The following is a 648-nucleotide window of genomic DNA, read 5'->3' on the forward strand; positions in this document are numbered from 1 at the left end:
AGAGTACGCACAAGCGCGTTGGTAAAGGGCAGGGCCATTGGTGTAATCTACCTCGAGCACTCGGTTACATATGCTTAGCGCCCAATGGTATTCGTTTATTTCCATGGCCGCATCGGCTTTGTAAGTTAATGCTTCAAGGTCACCAGGTCGAATTACCAAGATTTCATCATAAATCTCAATACGCTGTTCCGGCGTTTGCGAACTTTGAGCACGTAACCACAAGTTGTGGATTTCGTTGATCTTTTCAATCTCTTTGTTGTTTTCACTGATGATGCGAGTTTTGCGTTTTAAATCTCGCTCCAGCGCAACAAATTTCTTTTCATATTCTTGAGCGATTTTTTCCAATCGCTTGTCCGCCATTTCTTTTGTGTTGTGTTTAAACTCGCGCAGCGACTGCCAACCTACAAAGGCGATCAATGATGCCACGCCCGCGATGATGTAGAAGAAGTACGTTACCGTCACATTTGCGTAGTTCAGCGATTTATCCGCCACCGTTAATTCACGATCGGTGATCTCGGTGATCATTCGCTTTTCAAGGCTTTCGTAATCCTGACGTAAGGATTTAAGTTCATCTAAAATATCGCGGTCCATTAACGGTCTAGCTAATAGATCTGATTCAGAATATTTTTCTTCGGATGCCAAAGTCGG

At 43.8% G+C, this 648-nt stretch carries 1 protein-coding gene; it reads right to left on the reverse strand.

Features of this window, described 5'->3' with window-relative positions:
* Window positions 1-648: hypothetical protein (locus tag R7044_RS26025; RefSeq protein ID WP_225456097.1), on the reverse strand; the 648-nt coding region annotated here is incomplete at both ends.

The organism is Vibrio sp. 1402, assembly GCF_033340275.1.